General features: G+C 69.1%; 18 protein-coding genes. 13 read left to right on the top strand and 5 right to left on the bottom strand.

The features are described from left to right. The first annotated feature begins 41 nt into the window (after positions 1 to 41). The 4 genes from ligD (at position 42) to C8K38_RS01085 (ending at position 3601) form a co-directional block, all read left to right on the top strand. Positions 42 to 1946, top strand: coding sequence for a non-homologous end-joining DNA ligase (ligD, locus tag C8K38_RS01095; RefSeq protein WP_097209836.1), 1905 nt, complete (start codon positions 42 to 44; stop codon positions 1944 to 1946). 10 nt (positions 1947 to 1956) lie between these two features. Next, positions 1957 to 2349: an alkaline phosphatase family protein gene (locus tag C8K38_RS27460; protein WP_306455708.1), complete on the top strand. Its 393-nt coding sequence runs from the start codon at positions 1957 to 1959 to the stop codon at positions 2347 to 2349. 3 nt (positions 2350 to 2352) lie between these two features. Then, on the top strand, positions 2353 to 2667 hold the full coding sequence (locus tag C8K38_RS27455; RefSeq protein ID WP_245220923.1) for a hypothetical protein: 315 nt from the start codon (positions 2353 to 2355) through the stop codon (positions 2665 to 2667). Positions 2668 to 2791: 124 nt separating this feature from the next. Then, the gene (locus C8K38_RS01085; protein WP_097209835.1) at positions 2792 to 3601 is read left to right on the top strand and encodes a metal-dependent hydrolase; all 810 of its coding nucleotides are present in this window, start codon (positions 2792 to 2794) and stop codon (positions 3599 to 3601) included. Here C8K38_RS01085 and C8K38_RS01080 read toward each other — a convergent pair. From C8K38_RS01080 to C8K38_RS01070, 3 genes are read right to left on the bottom strand one after another with little or no spacing between them, the layout of a single operon-like run. Next, positions 3585 to 4727: a lycopene cyclase family protein gene (locus C8K38_RS01080; RefSeq protein ID WP_097209834.1), complete on the bottom strand. Its 1143-nt coding sequence runs from the start codon at positions 4725 to 4727 to the stop codon at positions 3585 to 3587. The genes C8K38_RS01085 and C8K38_RS01080 overlap by 17 nt on opposite strands. 4 nt (positions 4728 to 4731) lie before the next feature. Next, positions 4732 to 5079 carry a VOC family protein gene (locus C8K38_RS01075; RefSeq protein WP_097209833.1) on the bottom strand — a complete coding sequence of 116 codons (348 nt, stop codon included), beginning with the start codon at positions 5077 to 5079 and terminating at the stop codon, positions 4732 to 4734. Positions 5080 to 5117: 38 nt separating this feature from the next. Beyond that, complete coding sequence (locus C8K38_RS01070; RefSeq protein WP_097209832.1) at positions 5118 to 5888, bottom strand: SDR family oxidoreductase; 771 nt, start codon at positions 5886 to 5888, stop codon at positions 5118 to 5120. Positions 5889 to 6029: 141 nt separating this feature from the next. On the opposite strand from C8K38_RS01070, the gene C8K38_RS01065 reads away from it, so the two are divergent. Together C8K38_RS01065 and C8K38_RS01060 are read left to right on the top strand one after the other, a co-directional pair. Continuing rightward, entirely contained in the window at positions 6030 to 7661 is a 1632-nt protein-coding gene (locus tag C8K38_RS01065) for an ABC-F family ATP-binding cassette domain-containing protein (RefSeq protein ID WP_077043665.1), read from the top strand. A 115-nt stretch (positions 7662 to 7776) separates the two neighbouring features. After that, positions 7777 to 8001, top strand: coding sequence for a helix-turn-helix domain-containing protein (locus C8K38_RS01060; RefSeq protein ID WP_077041561.1), 225 nt, complete (start codon positions 7777 to 7779; stop codon positions 7999 to 8001). Positions 8002 to 8019: 18 nt separating this feature from the next. Here the strand turns inward: C8K38_RS01060 and C8K38_RS01055 are convergent, their stop codons facing one another. Then, entirely contained in the window at positions 8020 to 8586 is a 567-nt protein-coding gene (locus tag C8K38_RS01055; RefSeq protein WP_077041562.1) for a TetR/AcrR family transcriptional regulator, read from the bottom strand. A 172-nt stretch (positions 8587 to 8758) separates the two neighbouring features. Beyond that, complete coding sequence (locus tag C8K38_RS01050; protein ID WP_179800407.1) at positions 8759 to 11581, bottom strand: aconitate hydratase; 2823 nt, start codon at positions 11579 to 11581, stop codon at positions 8759 to 8761. Positions 11582 to 11923: 342 nt separating this feature from the next. Here C8K38_RS01050 and C8K38_RS01045 point away from each other — a divergent pair, with 342 nt between their 5' ends. From C8K38_RS01045 to inhA, 7 genes are all read left to right on the top strand, one after another. Continuing rightward, a complete protein-coding gene (locus tag C8K38_RS01045) occupies positions 11924 to 12430 on the top strand; it encodes an Rv1476 family membrane protein (protein WP_258195845.1) in 507 nt (168 codons plus the stop codon). 419 nt (positions 12431 to 12849) lie between these two features. Beyond that, complete coding sequence (locus C8K38_RS01040) at positions 12850 to 14349, top strand: NlpC/P60 family protein (RefSeq protein WP_097209829.1); 1500 nt, start codon at positions 12850 to 12852, stop codon at positions 14347 to 14349. Positions 14350 to 14416: 67 nt separating this feature from the next. Next, positions 14417 to 15535 carry an AAA family ATPase gene (locus C8K38_RS01035; RefSeq protein ID WP_373560213.1) on the top strand — a complete coding sequence of 373 codons (1119 nt, stop codon included), beginning with the start codon at positions 14417 to 14419 and terminating at the stop codon, positions 15533 to 15535. Next, complete coding sequence (locus C8K38_RS01030) at positions 15532 to 16500, top strand: DUF58 domain-containing protein (protein WP_097209827.1); 969 nt, start codon at positions 15532 to 15534, stop codon at positions 16498 to 16500. Before C8K38_RS01035 ends, C8K38_RS01030 begins: the two co-directional genes overlap by 4 nt. Beyond that, entirely contained in the window at positions 16497 to 17477 is a 981-nt protein-coding gene (locus C8K38_RS01025; RefSeq protein WP_097209826.1) for a VWA domain-containing protein, read from the top strand. Before C8K38_RS01030 ends, C8K38_RS01025 begins: the two co-directional genes overlap by 4 nt. A gap of 71 nt (positions 17478 to 17548) precedes the next feature. Beyond that, the gene (gene fabG1 / locus C8K38_RS01020) at positions 17549 to 18271 is read left to right on the top strand and encodes a 3-oxoacyl-ACP reductase FabG1 (RefSeq protein ID WP_097209825.1); all 723 of its coding nucleotides are present in this window, start codon (positions 17549 to 17551) and stop codon (positions 18269 to 18271) included. 52 nt (positions 18272 to 18323) lie between these two features. Continuing rightward, on the top strand, positions 18324 to 19121 hold the full coding sequence (inhA, locus tag C8K38_RS01015) for an NADH-dependent enoyl-ACP reductase InhA (protein WP_097209824.1): 798 nt from the start codon (positions 18324 to 18326) through the stop codon (positions 19119 to 19121). Positions 19122 to 19128 lie beyond the last annotated feature (7 nt).

Here is a 19128-nt window from a genome sequence, read left to right as displayed (position 1 = left end):
GGGATCAGGCCAGGCAGTACCCGAAAATGGGTGGGCAGAGCATGAGTCACAACACCGCGGTGATGGTGGAGGGCAGGCGCCTGTCCCTGACCAATCTGGACAAGGTTCTCTACCCCGAGACGGGGACCACCAAGGCGGAGGTCCTGCAGTATTTCACCACGGTCGGGCCGCTGATGGTGCCGCTGCTCGCCGGTCGTCCGGTCACGAGAAAGCGCTGGCCGGACGGCACGTCCGCGACGCCGTTCTTCCAGAAGAACGTCGACGTGTCGACACCGGACTGGGTGGATCGCCGGACCATGACGCACTCGTCGAAGACCATCACCTACCCGATCGTCGACGACCTGGCGTCGCTGGTGTATTTCGCTCAGGCGGGCTCGCTCGAGTTCCATGTGCCGCAATGGAGATTCGGCGCGGGCGGCGTACCGATGGACCCGGACCGCCTGGTGATCGACCTCGACCCGGGGCCGGGCGTCACGCTGGAGGAGTGTGCCGAGGTGGCCCTGCGGGTTCGTGATCGGCTTGCGGACAGCGGCCTTGGTGCGCTGCCGGTGACCAGTGGCAGCAAGGGGATTCACCTGTACGCCGGGATCGGGGAGGGCTGGACGGCGGCGCGGTGCGTGGAGTTCGCGAAGAAGATCGCGGTCGAACTCGAACGGGAGACGCCGAAGTCGGTGATCTCCAAGATGACCAGGGCCGAGCGTGCCGGCAGGGTATTCGTGGACTGGAGTCAGAACTCGGCGTCGAAGACGACGGTGTCGCCGTACTCGCTGCGCGGCACCGCGATCCCGAACGTGGCCGCCCCGCGGACCTGGGACGAGCTGACCCAGCCGGGACTGCGCCAGTTGGACTTCCGCGAGGTCCTCGACCGGATAACAGCGGGGGGTGAGCAGCCGGGGATCCCGCCTGCTCCGGAGCCCGAGCGCCCAGGTTCCTCGCGCCGATCTCGCGCCGCCGCGAGCGATCTGGCCCCGATGCTGGCGTCGGCGGTGACCGTGGAGGACTTCACGTCCAGGGCCGACCCCGAGGTGTGGGCCCTGGAGCCGAAGCTGGACGGTATTCGCGCCCTTGTGCATTTCGATCACGACGCCGAGAGCGGCGTGTCCACGGTCCGGCTGGTCAGCCGCAGCGGATCGGACCTCACGGCGGGCTATCCGGAGTTGCTGGCCGTTCCGGAAGGCCTGCACGGTCATTCGGGCGTGGTGGACGGGGAGATCGTGGTGCTCGGCGACGACGGCGCCCCGAGCTTCGGCCGGCTGCAGCAGCGGATGGGCCTGACGAAGCCGCGCGATGTGCGAGCGGCGGCGGAGAAGTACCCGGTGCTGTTGGAGATCTTCGACGTCCTGCAGCTCGACGGGACGTCCCTGCGCGCCAAGGTCTACCGGGACCGGCGCAGGGTGCTCGACGCGATACGCCTGGACGAGGACGAGCCCTGGCGGGTGCTCCCGCTGGCGCCCGCGGATCTCGGTGAGGCGCTCGAGTCCAGTCGAACCGCCCGGATGGAGGGGCTGGTCGCCAAGCGCTGGGACTCGACCTACCGGGCAGGCCGATCCGCGTCCTGGCTCAAGCTCAAGCATTTCCTGGACCTCGAGGTGGTGGTGGGTGGCTGGCAGCAGGGGGAGGGTCGTCGGTCGGGGGGTATCGGATCCCTGCTGCTCGGTGTGCCGGAGGGCGCCGGTGGCCTGCGGTACGTCGGCAAGGTCGGGACCGGTTTCAGCGATGCCGCCCTGGCGCGGCTGGCGCGTCTGTTGGCCGACGCGTCCGCGGACAGCTCGCCGTTCGGCGACGCGGTCCCCGCGGTGGATGCTCGCACCGCCCACTGGGTGCGCCCGGAAATCGTGGGGGAGGTGCGGTACTCGGAGGTGACCGGCGACGGGAGGCTGCGCCACCCGAGCTGGCGCGGTCTCCGTCCCGACAAGACACCGGACCAGGTCGCGGGTCTGGGTTGAGGAGGATCGGATCGCCGCAACGCCTCCGGCTGCCGTCGCGCCGAACGGCCCCCCAAAGATCGTCGTCATCGGACTCGACGGAACGATGCTCGACCACATCAAGGCCGTCAACACCCCGAACCTGGACCGGCTGATGGCGGAGGGGACCACCGGATCCTCGTCGATCCTGGGCCACCCGACCATCTCCGCGCCGTCCTGGTCCACGATCTTGACCGGTGTCTGGAACGCCGAGCACGGCGTCCAGGACAACTCCTTCGCCGGCGCCCGGTACGACCAGTACCCCAGTGCGTTCACCCAGATCGAGAGGACCGACCCTGGCCGGCCCGATTTCATCTTCACCCAGGTGGATCAGGTGGACGGGGCCGGGCACTGGACCGGCACCCTCGGCCCCGCGTACAACTAGGCCGTGGAAGCGGAGGACATCGAGGTCGGCAGGATCGTTGCTGCGGTGGACCAGCGTCAGCGCGACACCGGCGAGGGGTGGACCGTGCTGGTCACCGCCGACCACGGTCACCTGCTGTTCGGTGGGCACGGCGGCCAGACCCCCGACGAGGCATCGACTTTCGTGATCGCGCGCGGCGATGGATACCAGGCGGGCGGCATCGACAACGGCTACACGATCACCGACATCACCCCGATCGTGCTGGAGACCCTCGGCGTGCCGCGCCCGGCGAACCTCGACGGCAAGCCGTTGGCGAGGAGCGTGCCGCTGGAGGGCTGACCGTTCGCGGGGTCGGCGTGCGTTGACGGCTGTCGAGGTGGCGTGTCGGTGCGGGTTGCTAGTTTTGTGTGGGCGGCTCCGATCGGGCACTGCTCGACGGTTTCTCCGAAAGGCGTTCTCTCACATGGTGATGGGTGCTACCCATGCTGTTTCCGGCGCGGTCGCGGGTCTGCTTGCCGCACAGGTTCTTCCACCCGAATGGGGTGGGCCGACCTCGACGGCCGAGGTGTTCACCTTTGCGGGAGTGTGCGCGGGTGCCGCGCTGCTGCCCGACCTCGACACGGCGCAGTCCACGGTCGCGAGGTCCTTCGGTCCGGTCAGCCAGCTGGTCGCCCGCGGTGTGGACGAGCTCTCGTTGTGGTTCTACCGGCTCACCCGCGGGAAACGGGACCCCAAGCGTCGCGGCGGCCATCGGACGCTCACGCACACAGCGTTGTTCGCGATCGCGTTGAGCGCGGGTATCTCCGCGTTGGTGATCGAGTTCGGGCGCCCGGCGATCATCGGCACCCTGTTCGTCACCCTCGGCCTGGCGCTGCGCGGCCTGGCGGGGAGCTGGGCCGCGCGCAACGGCTGGATCGCGGTCGCCCTCGTCGCCGCGGCGCTCTCGGCGTTCACCTGGACCTGGTACCCGGACGAGGTGGGCTCCAGGGCACTCGGCGTCGCGGTTGGCCTCGGATGCGCGGTGCACTGCCTCGGCGATGCGATCACCAAGGAGGGCGTGCCGTTCCTCGCGCCGTTCCTGCCCTGGGGGCGCAGGCGGTGGTGGGAGCTGCGCCTGCCGTCGATGCTCTCGATCCGGGCAGGCGGCACGGTCGAAAAGGTGGTGCTCGGTCCGCTGCTGACCCTCGTCGCGGTTGGTCTTGCGGTCTGGGCGATCGACGGTGTCCCCGGCGCGGTCACCGAGGTCGTGGCCGAGATCAGCGCCTGGGGTTGATGGTCGGCAGCGCCGCTCTCGCCAGCGTGCGCCGGACCGGGTTCGGGGCTCGTCGGAACACCGCGGCCATCGCCAGGCCCACGGCCACCGGGTCGGCACGCTCGGAGAGATAGGCGTGCTGTCGGCCGGCGGGCAAGTCGAAGAACGCCTCGAAGAACTCCGTTGTGAGTGGGGGTGGCAGCCGGAGCAGCGCGCGCAGCCCGACCTCGCGCAGACCGCGGACCGCCCGGGCGGCGGGCGGCCACAGCGCGGCTGTCGGATCGTCGTCGTCGAGGATGGCGCCGACCAGCCCGTCGACGGCGGACAGCGCGGCGGCGACGCTGTATCCGGTGCCGGGGTGCATGATCCCGGCGCGGGCGCCGAACGTGGCCGTCGCGCCCTCCGCGCGCGGAACCTGAACCGGGAACCGCACCCGTTCGCGTTCCCCGTTGGCGGCAACCGGCACCCTCCGCGCGCGCAGCCTGGTCTCCAGGCGCGTGCGCAACACCTCCTGGGACAGCCCCGGTCTGCCCACCAGGCAGGTCTCCTCGAGGAGGACCCGGTCGTGGCCGAGGGGGACCGCGTAGAGGAACGACGGGGTCTCGTCCGGTGCCGCACCGTTGTCCGCGCGCCAGTCCATGAACCATGCCTCGCCGTCCCCGACGATCGGGACCGCGGCCTCCCCGGACACCACCACGCCGTAGGCGGTCTGCTCCGCCAGTCCCCGCGCGGGCCGGGCGCCGCGGGCATCGATCACCTGTCGGGCGCGCAGTCGGCTGCCGTCCCGGAGGATCACCCGGTCCGGCTCGACGTCGGCGGCGGTTCCGGCGAGCACCCGGGCGGAGCCGAGATCCAGCGCCGCCCGCAACGCGTCGTTGTCGAGCACGCAGTAGGGCCGCGCCAGCACGTGCTCGCGGGTGGTCCACACCCGGGGCCGGTCGACCCGGGCCGCGGCCACCGAGTGCCCGCCGAGCCAATCCGGCAGCTCGTCGCACCACGCCGCGTAGGTGGGCGTCCAGCGACGGTCGGGATGCGGATCGACGGCGACCACGTCGAGCCCGGCGGCGGTGGCCCGGTGGGCCAGCGCCCGGCCGGCAGGCCCCAGTCCGACCACGGCGAGATCGGCCGCCGGTTCGCGGGTCGTCATCGGATCACTGGTGGCTCACGACATTGACCACGCGGCCGTTGGGGTCGCGGACGAAGAACCGGCGCACGCCCCACTCCTCGTCCTGCAATGGGTGCACGATCTCCGCGCCCGCCTCGACGACGCTCGCGTACACCGCGTCCACGTCGTCCACCTCGACGCTGAGGTCGGGATGGACGGCCGCGGTGGCGTCCGCGCCCATGAGCGTCAGCTGAGCCGTCGGGTTCGACGGCGACGCCAGTGTCCTCACCCAGCCCAGGTTCATGACCTCCACGAAGCCGAGGAGGCCGTAGAACCTGCGGCTCCCGTCCAGATCGTCGGTGCGGATGTCCGGCACGACTCGGCGAATGGTCACAGCGTCTCCTCACTCATGACTACATCGAACACTCATGACTACATCGAACCCGTCGAGAGCAGCCCGCCGTCTACCCGGACCGTCTCGCCGGTGATCCAGGATGCGGCGTCCGAGACCAGGAACCCGACCAGGTTCGCGACGTCCTCCGGCGACCCGAGCCGCTTCATCGGGTAGCCGGCGGCGGCCTGATCCTCGCCCGCCGCGACCAGGGCGGCCGCGAACTGCGTCTTCACGATGCCAGGGGCCACCGCGTTGACCCGGATCTTCGGCCCGAGCTGCCAGGCCAGTTCCTCGGTCAGGCGGATCAGCGCAGCCTTCGAGGCGCCGTAGGCGGCGATCACCCCGGTCGATCGCAGTCCGCCGACGCTGGCGAGGTTCACCACCGCGCCGCCGTGTTCGCCCATCCAGGCCTTGTATGCCTGCTGGATGTAGCCGAGAGCGGCGACCACGTTCACGTCGAAGATCTTCCTGACCGCGTCCAGGTCGGCATCCATCAGCGACCCGAAGACCGGGTTGATGCCGGTGTTGTTGACCAGGATGTCGAGCGAGCCCAGCTCGGCCACGGTCCGCGTGACCGCCTCCGCGCGCGCGTCCGCGTCGCCCGCGTTGCCCGCGATCGGCAGGACAACGGCCCCGGCGACGGCGGTACGAAGCTCCTGCGCGGCGGCCTCCAGCGGCTCCGGCTTGCGGGCGGTGATGGCGACCGCGGCGCCGCGCGCGAGGAATTCGGCCGCGATGGCCCGGCCGATGCCGCGGCTCGCGCCCGTGACCAGCGCCGTCTTTCCCTGCAGATCCTTCGGGTGCGTCATCTGCGGAACGTTAGCCGAATCACATCGCCGCGCAACTACCGCAGGGAATGTCACGGTAAAGTGGAGCGTTCTTGTGTCTCGTGCGCCGTCGGCGTTTGCCCGGCCACGAAAAAGTTTCCCGTTTCCATTTAGGAGTTCTAGTTGATTACCGCCACCGACCTCGAAGTTCGTGCCGGTGTGCGGACCTTGCTCTCCGCGCCGGGACCCGCCCTGCGGGTCCAGGCAGGCGACCGGATCGGCCTCGTCGGCCGGAACGGTGCAGGCAAGACCACCACGCTGCGCATCCTCGCGGGCGAGGGCGAGCCCTACGCGGGCTCGGTGATCCGCACCGGCGACCTCGGATACCTCCCGCAGGACCCCAAGGAGGGCGACCTCAGCGTCCTCGCCAAGGACCGGGTGCTCTCCGCGCGCGGCCTGGACACCATCATCCGGGACATGGAAAAGCAGCAGACCCTGATGGCCGAGCTGGTCGACGGCGCCGAGCTGGACAAGGCCGTGCGCAAGTACGGCGCGTTGGAGGACCGGTTCTCGTCCCTCGGCGGCTACGTCGCGGAGAGCGAGGCGGCCCGGATCTGCAACAGCCTCGGGCTCGCGGACCGGATCCTCGCCCAGCCGCTGCGCACGCTGTCCGGTGGTCAGCGCCGCCGCGTCGAGCTGGCCCGCATCCTGTTCGCCGCCTCGGACGGCAGCGGCGGCCGGTCGGACACCACCCTGCTCCTCGACGAGCCCACCAACCACCTCGACGCCGACTCGATCACCTGGCTGCGCGGGTTCCTGCAGAACCACGACGGCGGGCTCATCGTGATCAGCCACGACGTGGAGCTCCTCGGCGACGTCGTGAACCGGGTCTGGTTCCTGGACGCGGTCCGCGGCGAGGCCGACATCTACAACATGAACTGGAAGAAATACCTCGACGCGCGCGCCACCGACGAGCAGCGTCGCAGGCGCGAGCGCGCCAACGCCGAGAAGAAGGCGGGCGCACTGCGGGTGCAGGCCGCCAAGCTCGGCGCCAAGGCGACGAAGGCGACCGCGGCCCAGAACATGGCCAAGCGCGCCGACAAGCTGATGGCCGCCCTCGACGAGGTCCGGGTCTCGGACAAGGTCGCGCACATCCGCTTCCCGGAGCCCGCGGCCTGCGGCAAGACGCCGCTGATGGCGAAGAACCTGACCAAGATGTACGGCTCGCTGGAGATCTTCGCGGGCGTCGACCTGGCCATCGACCGCGGCAGCCGGGTGGTCGTGCTCGGGCTCAACGGTGCGGGCAAGACGACCCTGCTGCGGATCCTGGCGGGCACCGAGCAGGCCAATGCCGGCGAGTTGGTTCCCGGTCACGGGATGAAGGTCGGCTACTTCGCGCAGGAGCACGACACCCTCGACGACGACGCCAGCGTGTGGGAGAACATCCGGCACGCCGCGCCGGACACGGGGGAGCAGGAGCTGCGCTCGCTGCTCGGCGCGTTCATGTTCACCGGCCCGCAGCTCGAGCAGCCTGCCGGCACCCTCTCCGGCGGTGAGAAGACGCGCCTCGCGCTGGCAGGCCTGGTCTCCTCGGCGGCCAACGTCCTGCTGCTCGACGAGCCGACCAACAACCTGGACCCGATCTCGCGCGAGCAGGTGCTCGACGCGCTGCGCAGCTACAAGGGTGCCGTCGTGCTGGTCACCCACGACCCCGGCGCCGCGGAGGCGCTGAACCCGGAGCGGGTCATCCTGCTGCCCGACGGCCAGGAGGACCACTGGTCGCAGGAGTACCTGGAACTGATCCAGCTGGCCTGATCGTTGCCGCGGCGCGGCGCGGGTGGCTAGCCTGAGAGTGTTCGCTCAAGTCCGCCGAATGACGGCACGCGCCGCGCGCGAGGGATTCGTGCGCACTCCTGTACGGAGGTCAGCCATGGCCGAGCTCACGCGACTACCCAAGGGCGCCCGGGTGTCTGGGGGTGCGCGGGAGGCCCTGCAGACGGAGCTGCGGGATCGCTATCAGTCGGGCACCAGCATCCGGACGCTGGCGGACGCCACCGGCCGCTCGTACGGGTTCATCCGGGCCCTGCTCACCGAGGCGGGCGTGACGCTGCGCGGCCGCGGCGGCGCGAACCGCCGCGGCCGCCTCTCGCATTGATCGCGGGCGCCGATCGCGTCACTCCCTGCGGCGGACCGATTCCTCGACCAGGTCCAGCACGGCGGACAGGTTCTCGCCCGCGTGTCCCGACGCGATCCGGGCGATGAGCCCGTCGAGGACCAGATCGAGATAACCGACCAGCACATCGGTCGGGAGGTCGTCCCGCAGCCGGCCCGCGGACTTCTGGCGTTCGAGCCGGTTGATCGTCGCCTCGGTCAGTTCCGCGCTGCGCTGGGACCAGCCCCGCGCGAACTCGGGGTCGGTCCGGAGTCGGCGGGCGATCTCGAGCCGGGTGCCGAGCCAGTTGAACTGGTCCGGCTGGGCCAGCATGTCCCGCATGACCTGGACAAGGCCCTGGTTCGCGGCGACATCGGCCATCCGCATGGCGTCCTCGTGCGCGAGCGCGAGGAACAGGCCGTCCTTGTCCTTGAAGTGGTGGAAAATCGCTCCCCGCGAGAGACCGGTGGTCTCCTCGAGGCGGCGCACGGTGGCACCGTCGTAGCCGTACTCCGCGAAGCAGCGGCGAGCGCCGTCGAGGATCTGGCTCCGCCGTGCGGCGAGGTGGTCTTCGCTGACCTTCGGCACTAGGCTCCCTCCTTCGTCGGTCGCCCGTGAGTGTTTTCGGCCCTTCGCGAGATATGTCGCGTCATGCACTAAGCGCGCACGACCACGTTCCTCGGTCGGTAACTGTCCGCTGGAAGTGGTCGTGCGCGCTTAGTGCCGATCTGGGCCGAAAACACTCACGGGCGCGTAGCGCCTAGCCCTTGATCATGTTGCGGAGCACGTACTGCAGGATGCCGCCGTTGCGGTAGTAGTCCGCCTCACCGGGGGTGTCGATGCGGACGACCGCGTCGAACTCCACCTTGGTGCCGTCCGTCTTGGTGGCCGTGACCTTCATGGTCTTCGGGGTGACGCCCTCGTTGAGCTTGGCGATGCCCGTGATGTCGAAGGTCTCGGTGCCGTCCAGGTCCAGCGACGCGGCGGACTGGCCGACCGGGAACTGCAGCGGCACAACGCCCATGCCGATGAGGTTGGAGCGGTGGATGCGCTCGAACGACTCGGTGATGACGGCCTTGACGCCGAGCAGACTGGTGCCCTTGGCGGCCCAGTCACGCGAGGAGCCGGAGCCGTACTCCTTGCCGCCGAGGACGACCAGCGGGATGCCTGCGGCCTGGTAGTTCTGCGACGCGTCGTAGATGAACGACTGCGGGCCGCCCTCGAGGGTGAAGTCGCGGGTGTAGCCGCCCGAGACGTCGTCGAGGAGCTGGTTGCGCAGGCGGATGTTCGCGAACGTGCCGCGGATCATCACCTCGTGGTTACCGCGACGCGAGCCGAGGGAGTTGTAGTCCTTGCGCTCGACACCGTTGGCGTCCAGGTACTGCGCGGCCGGGGTACCGGGCTTGATGGGGCCTGCCGGGCTGATGTGGTCGGTGGTGACCGAGTCGCCCAGCAGCGCAAGGACGCGGGCGCCCGTGATGTCGGTGACCGGGGTGGTCTCCATCGTCATGCCCTCGAAGTACGGCGCCTTGCGGACGTAGGTCGAGTTCTCGTCCCACGCGAAGGTGTCGCCCTCCGGGGTGGACAGGTTCTGCCAGCGCTCGTCGCCCTTGAAGACGTTGGCGTAGGAGTTGACGAACATGTCCTGGTTGATTGAGGACGCGATGGTCGCCTCGATCTCCTGCGTCGAGGGCCAGATGTCCTTCAGGAAGACGTCGTTGCCGTCCTGGTCCTGTCCGAGGGCATCGGTCTCGAAGTCGAAGTCCATGGTGCCTGCGAGACCGTAGGCGATGACCAGCGGCGGGGAGGCCAGGTAGTTCATCTTGACGTCGGGGGAGATGCGACCCTCGAAGTTGCGGTTGCCCGAGAGCACCGCGGTGACCGACAGGTCGTTGTCGTTGATCGCCTTGGAGATGTTCTCCGGCAGGGGACCGGTGTTGCCGATGCAGGTGGTGCAGCCGTAGCCACCGAGGTAGTAGCCGAGCTTCTCGAGGTACGGCCAGAGGCCGGCCTTCTCGTAGTAGTCGTTGACGACCTGCGAGCCCGGCGCCATGTTGGTCTTGACCCACGGCTTGGTGGACAGGCCCTTCTCGACCGCGTTGCGGGCCAGCAGGGCGGCGCCCAGCATCACCGACGGGTTCGAGGTGTTGGTGCAGGAGGTGATGCCCGCGACCACGACGGCGCCGTGGTCGAGCACGAACTCGCCCTGCTCCGGGGTGGTGACGCGCACCGGCTTGGAGGGGCGGCCCTCGGCGCCGTTCGCGGCCGACGCCACGGCGCCCGCACCGTCGTCGGCGAAGGACAGCGCGGCGGGATCGGACGCGGGGAAGGACTCCTCGACGGCCTCGTCCAGCTGGCTGTGGTCGGCTGCGGCGTGATCCTCCACGTAGGTGTGGATGTCGCGACGGAACGCGTTCTTCGAGTCCGAGAGCAGGATGCGGTCCTGCGGGCGCTTCGGGCCTGCGATGGACGGCACGACGGAGCCGAGATCCAGCTCGAGGTACTCGGAGTAGTTGGGCTCGGCGTCGGCGTCGTGCCACATGCCCTGTTCCTTGGCGTACGCCTCGACGAGCGCGAGCTGCTCCTCGCTGCGGCCGGTCAGGCGCAGGTAGTTCACGGTCTCCTCGTCGATCGGGAAGATCGCGGCGGTGGAACCGAACTCGGGGCTCATGTTGCCAAGGGTGGCGCGGTTGGCCAACGGCACCTCGGCGACGCCCTTGCCGTAGAACTCCACGAACTTGCCGACGACGCCGTGCTTGCGCAGCATGTCGGTGACGGTGAGCACCACGTCGGTGGCGGTCACGCCGGGCTTGATCTCGCCGGTCAGCTTGAAGCCGACGACGCGCGGGATCAGCATGGAGACCGGCTGGCCGAGCATCGCGGCCTCGGCCTCGATGCCGCCGACGCCCCAGCCCAGCACGCCGAGGCCGTTGACCATGGTGGTGTGCGAGTCGGTGCCGACGCAGGTGTCGGGGTATGCCTGGCCGTTACGGATCATGACGGTGGGCGCCAGGTACTCGATGTTGACCTGGTGCACGATGCCCATGCCCGGGGGGACGACCTTGAAGTCGTCGAACGCGCCCTGGCCCCAGCGCAGGAACTGGTAACGCTCGCCGTTGCGCTGGTACTCGAGGTCGACGTTGCGCTCGAGGGCATCGGCGCGGCCGAAGACGTCGAGGATGACCGAGTGGTCGATGACCATGTCGGCGGGGGAGAGCGGGTTGACCTTGCTCGGGTCGCCGCCGAGAGCGGTGACGGCCTCACGCATGGTGGCGAGGTCGACGATGCAGGGCACGCCGGTGAAGTCCTGCATGATCACGCGGGCCGGGGTGAACTGGATCTCGATGCTCGGGTCGGCCGACGGATCCCAGCTCGCGATCGAGCGGATGTGGTCGGCGGTGATGTTCGCGCCGTCTTCGGTGCGCAGCAGGTTCTCTGCCAGGACCTTCAGTGCATAGGGCAACTTCTCGGTGCCGGGAACGGCGTTGAGGCGGAAGATCTCATACGAGTTCTCTCCGACCTCGAGGGTTCCCTTGGCGCCGAACGAATCAATACTGGTGCTCACGTCAGCTCCACTCGTCATTGAGGTTCGCCGTCGACGGGGCTGTGCCGACGGCTGAAGCGAAGCGCATCGCGGCGGACCAAACGGTCACGCCGGGCGCATCGCGGCAAGTCTAACAGTACGCTTGTCCTGTGAGAATTTCGGGCATGTGCGTAGGGCGCATCGCGCCCGATCCGACACCTGTCGATTCTTGTCGACGGCACCGGCGGTCGCAACGCGGCAATCCCGGGTTTCGCCGCGCCGCGACGAGTGTCACGTAATGTGCATCGGGTCAGCAGCGATGGTCCCCATGCCGTCGTACCCGTAACCGCTGCATATCCCTCGACCCGATCCGGATGAAAGATGCCTGCTGCTCTCACCTCTGTGTTTCGTCCGGTCCTGGCTGACGTCCCCCCCGATATCGGCATCGACGCGATCCTGGCCGACGTCCAGGACGACGGGGTGTCGGCGCCCGCGAGTGATGTGGACGGGCTCAGGAGTGTCGTGGTCCGGGCCGAGCAGGACGGGGTCGAGCTGAGCGTCGTCGTGCTTGCGGCGAACCCGGTGCGGGATTCGCAACTGCGGGACATCGCGACCGAGGTGGGCAAGCAGGAGGGCGGCACCGTGCTGGTGCTGAGCCCGAGTTGGGTGGGTACCTACAGCGACACCCTCAGCCGGGTCACCGTGGAGGACGCGCAGGACAAGGCGTACACCGGAAACGCGGTGGCCTCGGCCGACAATTTCCTCGGCGCGATCACGCGGCCGGACCCGCCGTACGGGCTCATTACGGCGGCGCTGGTGCTGCTGGTCGGCGGCGTTGCCGCGGTGAGCTTTTGGGCGCGCTCACGGCGTTCGGCGGCCACCGTCGACGGCGACGTCGACGCTCGATAAGCCGACTCATTCGGGTGGCCCTCCGCGCCGCCTCGGAATCGATCCGTCCGCCGCGAGAAATCCCAACTCCGCGAATATCTTTCGCAACCGATTCGACAAACCCGCAGCTCACGGCGCCCCGTGGGTGTGCGAACCAGTGTTCTTCTTGTGACTAGAGTTCCACTAGTGGGCATTGTGTCGTACGATACTTTTGGCACTTATGGGGAAGAAGTGTCGCTTTGAGCAGCATGGCCACGCAAGTGGCGCGAGTTCGACGTTGGCCTGTTGACGTCGTGTGCTGCCGAGCTTGCGCGTCTTCCCTGTGCGGGTACGACCGAGCTGAGCGCTGATCCGTCCGGCTCGGTGGAGAACCGAGGGAGAGACCTGTGAGGCGAAGGGCACCGCGCACGAGGACTCGTAGTGCACAACTGCTCATCGGAATGGCGATAGTGGCCTCCTTGGTCACGGGAACCCCTGGACTGGCCGCCGCAGTGCCGCCGCCACCGCCGAATCCGAGCGAATCCGAACTGCAACAGGCCGGCCAGGGCGTCGACGAGCGCGTCGGTCAGGTCAGCACCCTCATCAACGACGTGGCCGCCGCCGACCAGCAGTTGCGCGCGCTAGACGATGAGGTCGCGATCAAGCGTGAGCAGGTGAACAAGGCGCTGGTCGACCTGCAGATGTCCCGTGACGCGGCCGCAGCGGCCGCGGGTGCGGTCGGCATCAGCCAGCAGGCCCTGCGGGACGCGGGCGCCCAGATCGAGTTGGCGCAGACCAGGTTCGACGAGTTCGCGGCCAGAACGTACAAGCAGGGCACCGGGCTCGCGTCCTTCGCGTCGTTCCTGGGATCGCAGGGGCCAGGGGACGTGCTCGACCGCGCCCAGGTGATGAAGATCCTCGCCACCAACAAGAATTCGGTGATGGACGCGCTGCAACGCGCGAGAACCGAACAGGCGAACAAGGATTCGTCGACCCGCGAGGCGAAGCAACAGGCGGATGTCGCCGCAGTCGCGGCCGAGTCCCGCAAGTCCGACGCCGAGAACGCCATCTCGGTCGCGAGGTCCGCGTTGGCCGAGCAGGCAGGCAAGAAGGCCGCGATCGAGGCGCAGAAGTCGTCGGCGGAGTCCGCGCTCGCGGCGGCAAGGGAGAACGTATCCGGGCTGCAGAGCCAGCGTCAGGCGTTCGTCAACTGGGACACCCAGCGGGCCGCCGAGCAGGCCGCGATCGCCGCCGCGGCGGCCGCTGCCCGAGAGGTCGCGGCCGCGGCCGCGGCGCGCGTCGCCGCAAACCAGGCGGCGAAGGACCGGGCCCGCGAGCTCGCCACGGGACAGCGCCCGCACACCCAGATCGAGGACGACACCGCGACCGATTACGGCACCGAGGAATCGGGCACCGTCGACTCGGAATCCGAGGAGGCCGAGTCCGAAGCGTCGGAGGAGTCCGAGGAGTCGCCGCCGGTCACCACGAAGCCGGTCAAGCCGAAGCCGAAGCCGAGCAAGCCCAAACCGGCTGTCACCGGCAGCGCCGCCGTCGAGACCGTGATCGACCGCGGGATGTCGCAGCTCGGTGTCACCTACGCCTGGGGCGGCGGCGACGAGAACGGGCCGACCCTCGGTATCCGTGACGGTGGCGTGGCGGACAGTTACGGCGACTTCAACAAGGTCGGTTTCGACTGCTCGGGCCTGATGATCTACGCCTTCGCCGGCATCGGCGTCTCGCTGCCGCACTACACCGGCTATCAGTACACCGCGGGCGAGCAGGTTCCGTCCTCGGAGATGCGACGCGGCGACATGATCTTCTATGGACCGAACGCCAGTCAGCATGTTGCGCTGTACCTTGGCAATGGGGAGATGCTGGAGGCGCCGCAGTCCGGTTCCATCGTCAAGGTGTCGCCGGTGCGCTGGGACGGCATGACCCCGTACGTGGTCCGAATGGTGTAGCGACCTGACCGCATTCCGGGACACGGAGGCGGATCGAGGCGATCGATGTGAAAGCGGTGGATTCTTGGTGACCTCAGCTGACGGGGCAACCGGCAGTACGGACGTGCAGATCCTCGAGAAGGTGATCTACGAGGTCAAGCGAGTGATCGTCGGGCAGGACCGGCTGGTCGAGCGCATTCTCGTGGGACTCCTCGCGAAGGGGCACGTGCTCCTCGAGGGCGTGCCCGGCGTCGCCAAGACCCTGGCGGTGGAGACCTTCGCGACCGTCGTCGGCGGTTCGTTCTCCCGCGTGCAGTTCACCCCGGACCTGGTGCCCACCGACCTGGTCGGTACCCGGATCTACCGGCAGGGCCGGGAGGAGTTCGACACCGAGCTCGGTCCCGTCGTCGCGAACTTCGTGCTCGCCGACGAGATCAACCGGGCCCCCGCGAAGGTCCAGTCGGCACTGCTCGAGGTGATGGCCGAGCGCCACGTCACCATCGGCGGCAAGACGTTCCCCATGCCGGAGCCCTTCCTGGTGATGGCGACCCAGAACCCGATCGAGAGCGAGGGCGTCTACCAGCTGCCCGAGGCGCAGCGCGACCGCTTCCTGTTCAAGATCCTGGTGGACTACCCGTCCGTGGAGGAGGAGCGCGAGATCGTCTACCGGATGGGTGTCGCGGCTCCCGAGCCGAAGCCGATCCTGGATCCCGCCGAGCTGATCCGCCTGCAGAAGGCCGCAAGCGCGGTCTTCGTGCACCACGCCCTTGTGGACTACGTGGTCCGCGTCATCGCGGCCACCCGTACCCCCGCCGATCTGGGCCTGACCGACGTGGCCGGGTGGATCGCGTACGGCGCCTCGCCGCGCGCGACGCTCGGCATCATCGCCGCCTCACGCGCCCTCGCGCTGATGCGCGGACGTGACTACGTGGTGCCGCAGGACGTGCTCGAGGTGATCCCGGACGTGCTCCGCCACCGCCTGGTGCTCTCGTACGACGCCCTCGCGGACGACGTCTCACCCGACGACGTCATCACCCGGGTGTTGCAGAGCGTCGGTCTCCCGCAGGTCGCGGCCCAGCCGGTCGCCCCGCCCGCGCAGGCGCCGAACGGAGTGGTCGCCCCGCAGGCGGCCCCGCAGTCCAACGGCACGCCGCAGCAACAGGCTGTCGCCGACCCGACCGCGTCGGTCGGTGGCCAGCAGCGGTGAGCGCCCCGGCTCATCGTGACGGCGGCGCGTTGCCCTCGTTCCGTTCGGGCGAGCTGCGCAACCCGGAGCTGTCCGCGGCCCTGCGCACTCTCGAGCTGACGGTCCGCAGGCGGCTCGACGGTGTCCTGCACGGCGAGCACCTCGGGCTGATCCCGGGGCCGGGCACCGAATCGGGCGACGCCCGCGAGTACCAGCCCGGCGACGACGTTCGCCAGATGGACTGGTCGGTGACCGCGAGGACGACGCATCCGCACGTGCGGATGTCCGTCGCCGATCGCGAGCTCGAGACGTGGCTGGTCGTCGACCTGTCCGCGAGCCTGGACTTCGGGACGACCGGGGCCGAGAAGCGCGACCTGGCGGTGGCCGCCGCGGCCGCCGTCACCCACCTCACCAGCGGGGGCGGCAACCGGATCGGCGCCATCGTCGCGACCGGCGAACGGACCGTGCGCATCCCCGCGCGCGGCGGCCGGTTGCACGCGCAGGCGATGCTCCGGAAGATCGCGACCACCCCGCACGCCCCGGACGGGGTGCGGGGCGACCTGCGCGGTGCGATCGAGTCGCTGCGCCGACCGCAGCGCCGACGCGGGCTCGCCGTGGTGATCAGCGACTTCCTCGGTCCGCTCGACTGGGAGCGGTCGATGCGCGCGTTGTCCGGCAGGCACGACCTGCTGGGTATCGAGGTCCTCGACCCCCGTGACCTGGAGCTGCCGGATGTCGGAGACGTGGTGCTGCACGACCCGGAGACGGGCCGGACCCGGGAATTCCACACCAGCACCTCACTGCGTGCCGACTTCGCCGCGGCCGCGCAGGAGCACCGCCGCGCCGTCGAGCACACGCTGCGGGGGTGCGGCGCTCCCGTCCTGGCGCTGCGCACCGACCGGGACTGGATCGCCGATGTCGTTCGCTTCGTGGCGTCGCGCCGACACAGTTATGGTGCTCGGGTGAATCGGGTGCCGCGCCAGTGAGCTTCGCTGATTTCGCGTCCCCCCTGTGGTTGGCGTTCCTCGTGGTGGTGGCGGCCCTCGCCGTCGCCTACGTCCTCGTCCAGCGCACCAGGCACAAGCATCTGCTCCGGTTCTCCAACCTCGAGCTGCTCGAGAAGGTCGCCCCGTCGCGGCCAGGACGGTACCGGCACGTGCCCACCGCGCTGGTGCTGTGCGGACTGTTGCTGCTCACGGTGGCGCTCGCAGGCCCGACCTCGGAGAAGCGGGTGCCGCGGAACCGGGCCACCGTGATCATGGTGATCGACGTTTCGCTGTCGATGAAGGCCACCGACGTGGAGCCGACCCGGTTCGACGCCGCCAAGGCCGCCGCGAAGGACTTCGCGGACGGGCTGACGCCCGGGATCAACCTCGGGCTCGTCGCGTTCGCGGGTACCGCCTCGGTCCTGGTCTCGCCGACCATCAATCGCGAGGAGACCAAGACCGCGATCGACCACCTCAAGCTGAGCGAACGCACGGCGACCGGCGAGGCCATCTTCACCTCGCTGCAGTCGATCGAGACGCTCGGCGCGGTCCTTGGCGGCGGGGATCAGGCGCCGCCCGCGCGGATCGTGCTCCTCTCCGACGGGAAACAGACCGTCCCCGACGACCCCGATGCCCCGCGCGGCGGCTACACCGCCGCACGGGAGGCGAAGGAGAAGGGCGTGCCGATCTCGACGATCTCGTTCGGCACCACCTACGGCACCGTCGACATCGAGGACGAGCGGATCCCGGTCCCGGTCGACGATCCGTCGCTTCGCGAGATCGCGAACCTCTCCGGAGGTAGTTTCTTCACGGCGTCCAGCCTCGAGGAACTGCGCAAGGTCTACGACACCCTCGAGGAACAGATCGGGTTCGAGACGACCAGGGGCGACGCCAGCAGGCCCTGGCTCGTGCTCGGGGTGCTGTGCACAACGGCGGGGCTCGCCATGGCGCTGGTTCTGCGCCAACGCCTGCCCTAGCGGGGCCATGACCCGTCACAATTCCACCGACCGACGCCGATGCGGCGTACACGAACAGATAGGTTGATCGCATGTCGAACACCCCCTCTCCGTCCCGTTCCGTGCTCGTGACCGGAGGCAACCGCGGCATCGGCCTCGCGGTGGCCCAGCGTCTGGCGGCGGACGGCCACAAGGTGGCGGTCACGCACCGTGGGTCCGGGGTTCCCGAGGGCCTGTTCGGCGTGAAGTGCGACGTCACCGACGCGGAGTCGGTGGATCGGGCGTTCACCGAGGTCGAGGAGCACCAGGGTCCGGTCGAGGTGCTGGTCGCCAATGCGGGCATCACCGACGACACGCTGCTCATGCGGATGAGCGAGGAGCAGTTCACGAACGTCATCGACGCCAACCTGACCGGCGCCTTCCGCTGCGCCAAGCGGGCCAACCGAGGAATGCTGCGCGGCCGCTGGGGCCGGATGATCTTCCTCGGTTCGGTGGTGGGCATGGCCGGTCAGGCCGGGCAGATCAACTACGCCGCCTCCAAGGCCGGCGTGATCGGTCTGGCGCGCTCGGTGACCCGTGAGCTGGGTTCGCGGTCGATCACTGCGAACGTGGTGGCGCCCGGCTTCATCGAGACCGACATGACCGCCGATCTGCCGGAGGACATGAAAGAGATGGCAAAGAAGTTCATCCCGCTGCAGCGAGTGGGCAAGGCCGAGGAGGTCGCCGCCGTGGTCAGCTTCCTCGCCTCGGAGGACTCCGCATACGTCTCCGGTGCGGTCATCCCGGTGGACGGCGGCATGGGCATGGGCCACTAGGTCCGCTCGAAACATCACGCACCCAACGACTTTCATTCACAGGAGTAGAAACATGGGCGGACTGCTCGAAGGCAAGACCATCCTCGTCACCGGGATCATCACCGATTCGTCGATCGCGTTCCACGTCGCGAAGGTGGCGCAGGAGCAGGGTGCGAAGGTCATCATCACCGGGTTCGACCGGCTGCGGCTGATCGACCGCATCGCGCAGCGCCTGCCGCAGCCGGTGCCGCCTGCGATCGAGCTCAACGTGCAGGACGATGAGCACCTCGCGACATTGGCGGACCGCGTCCGTGAACTCGCGCCCGAGGGCATCGACGGCGTCGTGCACTCCATCGCGTTCTCTCCGCGCTCCGGCCTGGGTGCACCCTTCCTCGACGCGCCGTGGTCGGACATCTCGACCGCACTCGAGGTGTCGGCCTACTCGTACGCGTCGCTGGCGAAGGCACTGCTGCCGGTGCTCAACGACAACGCCTCGATCGTCGGCATGGACTTCGACCCGTCGCGGGCGATGCCGTTCTACAACTGGATGGGTGTCTCGAAGGCCACCCTCGAGGCAGTCAACCGCTACGTGGCGAAGGAGGTCGGCGTCCGTGGCATCCGCTCGAACCTCGTTGCCGCGGGTCCGATCAAGACCCTGGCCGCCAAGGCCATCGCGGGCGACAGCACCGGACCGGGTGCCGAGCTCGACAGGCTGAACACGGGTTGGGACGACGTCGCACCGATCGGCTGGAACGTCGATGACCCGACGCCCGTCGCCAAGAGCGTCTGCACGGTGCTCTCGGACTGGCTGCCCGGTACCAGCGCCTCGATCATCTACGTCGACGGTGGCTTCCACGCGATGGCCGGATAGGTACGAG

The sequence above is a fragment of the Rhodococcus sp. OK611 genome, from assembly GCF_003050885.1.
GTDB classification, from domain to species: domain Bacteria; phylum Actinomycetota; class Actinomycetes; order Mycobacteriales; family Mycobacteriaceae; genus Rhodococcus_G; species Rhodococcus_G oryzae.
The sequence above is the reverse complement of the archived record's forward strand: the minus strand, read 5'-3'. Positions and strand labels throughout refer to the sequence as shown.

Coding starts and splice junctions, on each gene's coding strand:
- fabG1 (WP_097209825.1), top strand. CDS start 17,549: ATGTCGAACACCCCCTCTCCGTCCCGTTCCGTGCTCGTGACCGGAGGC.
- C8K38_RS01050 (WP_179800407.1), bottom strand. CDS start 11,581: ATGACGAGTGGAGCTGACGTGAGCACCAGTATTGATTCGTTCGGCGCC.
- ligD (WP_097209836.1), top strand. CDS start 42: ATGAGTCACAACACCGCGGTGATGGTGGAGGGCAGGCGCCTGTCCCTG.
- C8K38_RS01040 (WP_097209829.1), top strand. CDS start 12,850: ATGGCGATAGTGGCCTCCTTGGTCACGGGAACCCCTGGACTGGCCGCC.
- C8K38_RS01085 (WP_097209835.1), top strand. CDS start 2,792: ATGGTGATGGGTGCTACCCATGCTGTTTCCGGCGCGGTCGCGGGTCTG.
- inhA (WP_097209824.1), top strand. CDS start 18,324: ATGGGCGGACTGCTCGAAGGCAAGACCATCCTCGTCACCGGGATCATC.
- C8K38_RS01060 (WP_077041561.1), top strand. CDS start 7,777: ATGGCCGAGCTCACGCGACTACCCAAGGGCGCCCGGGTGTCTGGGGGT.
- C8K38_RS01080 (WP_097209834.1), bottom strand. CDS start 4,727: ATGACGACCCGCGAACCGGCGGCCGATCTCGCCGTGGTCGGACTGGGG.
- C8K38_RS01070 (WP_097209832.1), bottom strand. CDS start 5,888: ATGACGCACCCGAAGGATCTGCAGGGAAAGACGGCGCTGGTCACGGGC.